5 protein-coding genes and 1 pseudogene are annotated in these 5,238 nt (G+C 75.9%); 3 read left to right on the plus strand and 3 right to left on the minus strand.

Translation table 11 applies throughout. The annotated features are described in order from the left end of the window. Together HLB15_RS22160 and HLB15_RS22165 are read right to left on the minus strand one after the other, a co-directional pair. A pseudogene (locus tag HLB15_RS22160) lies at window positions 1-1,064 on the minus strand (hypothetical protein); the annotation flags it as partial. Window positions 1,065-1,169: 105 nt separating this feature from the next. Beyond that, a complete protein-coding gene (locus HLB15_RS22165) occupies window positions 1,170-1,493 on the minus strand; it encodes a thiamine-binding protein (protein ID WP_171108733.1) in 324 nt (107 codons plus the stop codon). A 38-nt stretch (window positions 1,494-1,531) separates the two neighbouring features. Between HLB15_RS22165 and cofD the strand changes: the two genes are divergently transcribed. From cofD to HLB15_RS22180, 3 genes are read left to right on the plus strand one after another with little or no spacing between them, the layout of a single operon-like run. Beyond that, entirely contained in the window at window positions 1,532-2,455 is a 924-nt protein-coding gene (cofD, locus tag HLB15_RS22170; RefSeq protein WP_171108735.1) for a 2-phospho-L-lactate transferase, read from the plus strand. Then, window positions 2,452-3,090 (plus strand): 2-phospho-L-lactate guanylyltransferase, encoded by a 639-nt coding sequence (cofC, locus tag HLB15_RS22175; RefSeq protein ID WP_171108737.1) that lies wholly within the window; start codon window positions 2,452-2,454, stop codon window positions 3,088-3,090. Before cofD ends, cofC begins: the two co-directional genes overlap by 4 nt. Before the next feature lie 56 nt (window positions 3,091-3,146). Continuing rightward, on the plus strand, window positions 3,147-4,292 hold the full coding sequence (locus tag HLB15_RS22180) for an FAD-dependent monooxygenase (protein WP_171108740.1): 1,146 nt from the start codon (window positions 3,147-3,149) through the stop codon (window positions 4,290-4,292). Window positions 4,293-4,296: 4 nt separating this feature from the next. Here the strand turns inward: HLB15_RS22180 and HLB15_RS22185 are convergent. Next, window positions 4,297-5,238, minus strand: a 942-nt coding sequence (locus tag HLB15_RS22185; protein ID WP_171108741.1) for an aminotransferase class I/II-fold pyridoxal phosphate-dependent enzyme, incomplete at its 5' end; no start/stop codon positions are given.

Genomic DNA, 5,238 nt, shown 5'->3' on the forward strand with positions numbered 1-5,238 from the left:
GCGCGGTTGGCGTCGTCGTGCTCGAGGAACGGGATGAGGGCGGTCGCGACCGACACCATCTGGCGCGGCGAGATGTCCATGTAGTCGACCTCGGTGCCCGGGAGGTCGTTGGTCTCGCCACCCTTGGCGCGCAGGCTCGAGCGCAGGCCGGTGGCGGCGTTGGTCGGACCGGACGGCGGGTTCTCCGCCGGGGGCGCGGGCGGCGTCGCGGACCGCTCGGCCTGCTTGGCCGCGCGCTCGGCCCGCGACTGCAGCGCGTGCGGCTGCCGCTCGTCGCGGCTCTGCGGGGTCTGGGCGACCACCGGCATCTTGCCGGTGAGCGCGTACCCGACCTTCACGCCCTCCTCGAAGGCGTCCTTCGGGGCGGACCCGCCGCCCGCGACGCCGCCGGTGACGCCCGCGTCCATCGAGGTGCTCACCGAGCGGTCGAGGGACGCGGTGATCGTGCCGCCGATCGGCGCCGACTTCGGCGCGGGCAGGCCCGGAGGGAGGTGCACGACGAGCGGCGAGACGTCGAGGAACTTGCGCCCGTCGTCGGAGTTCACGACGCCCATCTTCAGCACCTCGACGGGCATGGAGGGCTGGCGCAGGAAGTCGACGGCGTTGAGGATCTCGTCGGGCGCGTTCTGGCAGATGATGATGAGACGCGCCCCGGTGCCGCCGTTCTTGCCCACCTGGGTGCGGGTGATCGGCACGCTGTCGTAGAACGCCGCGACGTCGTGCTGGAAGGCGCTCGCGCCGCCGCTGTACCGGGCGGCGAGGTCGGCGCGCGTCAGCCGGCCCGCCGCGCCCGCGTGGTCGAGGGCCTTGGCCAGGTTCTCGCGGTCGAGGTCCGCCACGAGCTCGACGACGACGGGCGAGCCGGACGCGTCGAGCGCGAGCAGGTGCGGCTCGTCCGGGCCGGACCCCTGCGCGATCGGGAAGACCTCTTCACCGAGCAGGCCGTCGATGTGGGACTCGACCACCTGGTTCGCGGTCGTCTTGAGACCCGGTTCGGATCCCCTGCCGCCGCCCGCCGACGTCACGAGGAGCGGCCGCTGGGTGTCGACCTCGAACAGTGGCATCTCGTGATCTCCCCGGGTCTTGCGACATTGGTCCGCCTTAGCCTAAAGGTCGGACGCAAGGTACTGGAAACACGCCGGTGAAGGTGTGGTGAGAGGCGGGGCGGGTCAGGAGTGGCCGGTCTCCGACTGGTCGGCCGCGAGCCGCTCCTCGACGCGGGCGATCTTGCTGTCGATCTGGCCCGCCGGGGCGCCGGGGCGGATGTCGGCCTTGAGCACGAGCGAGACGCGGTGGCCGCCGCGCGCGACGGCCTCGGTCGCGCGCCGCACCACCGGCATCACCTCGTCCCACTCGCCCTCGATCTCGGTGAACATCGAGGTGGTCCGGTTGGGCAGACCGGACTCCCGCACGATGCGGACGGCCTCGGCGACCTGCTCGGCGACGGACTCGCCCGCGGTCATGGGTGCGACGGAGAACGCGAAGACAGCCATGGCACCAGTCTGCCCCCTGCGCGCCGTAGGCTCGACGCGTGAACGTCACCCTCCTCGCGGGCGGGGTCGGCGGCGCGCGTCTCGCGCACGGCCTCGACCTCGCCCTGGGCCCGGCGCCCGCCCTCACCGTCGTCGTCAACGTCGGCGACGACACCGAGCTGCACGGCCTGTCGATCTCGCCCGACGTGGACACCGTGCTCTACACCCTCGCCGGGCTCAACGACGAGGAGCGCGGCTGGGGCCTGCGCGGCGAGTCGTACGCGACGCTCACCGCCCTGGCCGACCTCGGCGAGGACACGTGGTTCACGCTGGGCGACCGCGACCTGGCGACGCACATCGTCCGCACGGCGGGCCTGCGCCGGGGCGAGCCGCTCTCGGCCGTGACCGCGCACCTCGCCCGGCAGCTCGGCGTGCGGCCGCGCGTGCTGCCCGTCACCGACGACCGGCTCGCGACCCTCGTCGACACCCCGGCGGGCACGCTCGGCTTCCAGGAGTACTTCGTGGGGCGCCGGCACGCCGACGCCGTGCTCGGGGTGCGGTTCGACGGCGCCGCGAGCGCCCGCCCGGCACCGGGTGTGCTCGACGCGCTGGCGGCCGACGTCGTCGTCGTCGCGCCGTCCAACCCGTTCCTGTCGATCGAGCCGCTGCTCGCGGTGCCCGGCGTCCGGGAGGCGTTCACGGGCGGCCCCGGTCTGCGGGTCGCGGTCAGCCCCATCGTGGGCGGCCGGGCGATCAAGGGTCCGGCGGCCCAGATCCTGGAGTCGCTGGGGCACGACGTCTCGGCGCTCGGCGTGGCCAGGATCTACGCGGACCTCGTCGACGTCATGGTGATCGACGAGCGCGACGCGGAGCTCGCGGGCCCCGTCGCCGACCTCGGCCTGCGCGTGCACGTCACCGACACCGTGATGGGCGGACCGCCCGGACGCGAGCGCCTGGCCCGCGAGCTGCTGGCCCTGGCGTGACGCGCCCGCCGGGCGGCACGACGGCGGTCGTGCCGCTGCGCGACGGCGTCTCGGGCAAGTCGCGGCTCGCCGCGGTGCTCGACGCCGCCGCCCGGCGCCGCCTGGTCCAGGTGCTGGCGCGGCACGTCGCGACGACGCTGCGCGCGTCCGCCGGCGTGGAGCGGGTCGTCGTGGTGACGGCGGACCCGGCGTTCGCGCGCGCGACCCTCGACGGGCTCGGGGTCGAGGTGCTGGAGCAGCCGACGGACCGCCCGGGGCTCAACGGCGCGCTGGAGCACGCGCGGGAGGTGGCGGGGCCGGGTCGCCTGCTCGTGGCGCACGCCGACCTCCCCGCCCTCGCCCCGGCGGACGTCGCGGCGGTGCTGGCGCAGGACGCCCCGGTGACGATCGCCGCCGACCGCTACCGGTCGGGCACCAACCTGCTGGCCCTGCGCCCGTCGGCGCGGGCCTTCCGGTTCCGGTTCGGGGCAGGGTCGCTCGCCGCGCACCTCGTCGAGGCCGCCGCGCACGGGCTCGAGGCCGCCGTGGTCCACCGGCCGGGCACCGCCGTCGACCTCGACACCGCCGACGACTGGGCGCAGCTCCCCGGCGCGGTGCGCGCCGCCGTCAGCCGGGACGTGCCCGGCTTGATGTAGTTTGCACGGGTATCTGTCCCCGGTTCGCGAGAGCCGTCCGTCCCCAGGGAGACACCGTGAGCGCTGTGCAGGACGTCGGGATCGTCGGTGCGGGGGCCTCCGGCCTCGCCGCCGCCGCGCTGCTGGCCGAGGCGGGGGTCGCCGTCGTCGTGTACGAGGCGACGCCGGACCTGGCCGCGCTGGGGTCCGGCATCACGCTGCAGGGCAACGCGCTCCGGGCGCTGGACCGCGTCGGCGTCTGGGAGCAGGTCAAGGAGCGGTCCTTCGCGTTCGACGTCACCGGCATCCGCGCGCCCGGCCGCGAGGCGCCGCTGGTCGCCGAGATGCGCGACAACCGCATGGGCGGTCCCGCCTACCCCGCGACGGCGGGCATGTACCGGCCCGACCTCGCCGAGATCCTGCTGGGCCGGGCGCGTGCGGCGGGCGCGACGGTGCGCTTCGGCGCCCGCGTCACGGGTCTGACCCAGGCCGACGACCGCGTCACGCTCACGCTCGCCGACGCCGCGGGGGCCTCGACCACCGTGACCCACGACCTCGTCGTCGGCGCGGACGGGCTCAACTCGACCGTCCGCGAGCTGATCGGCATCGAGACCCGCCCCGAACCCAACGGCATGGGCATCTTCCGCGCGTTCGTGCGACGGCCCGCGGGCGCCGACCACACCGAGCTCGTGTTCGGCGGGCCGTCCTACATCGCGGGGTTCTGCCCCACCGGCGAGGACACGATGTACGCCTACCTCGTCGAGGACAAGCAGGACCGCCAGGGCCTCACGGCCGCGGAGGGCTCGCGGATCATGGCCGAGAAGGCGCGCCCCTACGGCGCCCACTGGGACGACGTGCGGGCGCAGCTCGAGCAGGGCGTCGAGCACGTGCACTACACGTGGTTCACGAGCCACCTCGTCGCCGAGCCGTGGCACCGCGGGCGCGCGGTCGTGATCGGCGACGCCGCGCACTCCTGCCCGCCCACGGTCGCGCAGGGCGCCGCCCAGGCGCTGGAGGACGCCGTCGTGCTCGCCGACGTGCTGACCACGCACGACACGCTGACCGACGCGCTGTGGACCGAGTTCCACGCGCGCCGGGTGCCCCGGGCGTCCGCCGTGGTCGAGGTGTCGAACCAGATCGCGTCGTGGCTGCTGGCCCACGAGCGCGGCGACGTCGAGGGGCTGCACCGGGTCATCTCCGACCTGGTCTCGCAGGAGCCCTGACCGGTCAGGCCGCATCGACGGCGGCACGCAGCGCCCGCACGGCGGCCTCCAGCCGCGCGTCGGCGATGTTGCCGTAGCCGACGACGAGCACGGTCGACCGCGCGGGCGGCGCCGCCAGGTACCGGCGCACGTCGGCCACCGCGACGTCGCGCGCGGCCGCCTCGCGGACGACGTCGGCGGCGTCCGGGCCGGTGCCGTCCGGCCCCGCCAGGTCGACCGTGACGTGCATGCCCGCCGCGATGCCGCCGACCCGTGCGCCGGGCAGCACGCGGTCGAGGGCCGCCAGCAGCGCCGCACGGCGCCGCGCGTACCGACCGCGGGCGGCGCGCAGGTGCCGGGCGTACGCGCCGTCACCCAGGAGGTGCGCGAGGGCGAGCTGGTCGGTCGTGGCGGGCCCGGGCGTCGGCCCGCGCCGCACGGACGCCTCCAGGACGGCGGCCCGCCACCGCGGCGGCACGACCATCCAGCCGATGCCGAACGCCGGGGCGAGGGTCTTGCTCGTCGAGCCGAGGAGCAGCACCCGGTCCGCGTCGAGGCCCTGCAGCGCGGGCACGGGCCGGCGGTCGTACCGGAACTCCGCGTCGTAGTCGTCCTCGATCACGAGGCCGTCGGCCTCGCGCGCCCAGTCGAGCACCGCGGCGCGGCGCTCGTCGGACAGCACGCCGCCCAGCGGGAACTGGTGCGCCGGCGTGAGCAGCACCGCACGGGCCCCGGTCCGGGCGGCCTCGGTCCGCAGCCGGCCGACGGACACCCCGTCGTCGTCCACGGGGACGGGCACGGGGACGAGGCCGGCGGCCGCCGCGACGTCGCGCAGCGGCGCCCAGCTCGGGTCCTCCACGAGCAGGTGGGTGTGCCCCGCCGAGGCCAGGGCCGTCGCGACGCGGGACATCCCGTCGGTCGCGCCGCGGGTGAGCACCACCCCGGCCTCGCCGCCCGCCGCGGCGCG

The organism is Promicromonospora citrea, from assembly GCF_013004695.1.
GTDB lineage: Bacteria > Actinomycetota > Actinomycetes > Actinomycetales > Cellulomonadaceae > Promicromonospora > Promicromonospora citrea.